Below are 859 nucleotides of genomic sequence, written 5' to 3' on the forward strand. Positions count from 1 at the left end.
TCGGGTCATCAGGAATCAGCAGCACATTTTCTAGTGTTTTGGCGAGGTCTAAGCTCTCTAGTTGCTTATAGATGACGTAGTAACGGTTCACGCTGGTCACATAACTGACCGTTGAGCTGAGGCTTTTTCGCATGACCACTTCGACATTATTAAACCAAACGTTGGGGTCGTAGCCTTGCTGTGCGGCTCGCTTGCGCATTTTCTCGACATTACCTGGGCCTGCATTGTAAGCCGCCAAGGTAAAGTAAATTTTGTTCTCAGCCGTAATGGCCTTATCGCCAAAGTACTGCCGACGTAAAAACGCTAAGTATTTCGCTCCTGCGTGGATGTTGTTTTCGAGTTGTCGAACATTTTTGATGTTGATGTTTGGATCGCGCGCTGTGCTCGGTAAGACTTGCATTATGCCCACTGCGCCTCTTGTGCCGACTAAGTTGTTATTAAATCCGGACTCTTTATACGCAACCGCCGCAATCAGCAAATAATCCAAGTCATATTTCTCCCCGTAGCGCGAAAACAACGCCGACAGTTTTTCTAGCTGGGCAATTTTCTTAGGGTTAAGTGCCTTATTGAGCCAATTGGTATTGTCGATGTATTTGCTATATATGACGTTTCCAAGGAGAGTGCCTGAGCGAGATTTTTGGATGAATTTGTTCACCACTGCTTTGAGTTGAGGACTGTTTTGTCGCATTACCCAAGCGATGTTGCCGTTTTTGCGAAGAGGGACTTTCTTATGCGCTTTGATGTCATCCATCGCATTGAGCCAAAGTTTGGCTTTGTGGCTATCTAAAACAATGGCTTTGATATGGCCATTGTTGAGCATGCCGACGAGTTCGTAGTCTTGCAGAGTCTCTTCGATGAA

The 859-nt window shown here is 45.8% G+C and carries 1 protein-coding gene; it reads right to left on the reverse strand.

Translation table 11 applies throughout. The features are described from left to right. A partial coding sequence (locus tag R7093_RS24620) for a transglycosylase SLT domain-containing protein (RefSeq protein ID WP_318146939.1) occupies nucleotides 1-859 on the reverse strand: 859 nt, incomplete at both ends.

It is taken from the genome of Vibrio sp. 1580, from assembly GCF_033340055.1.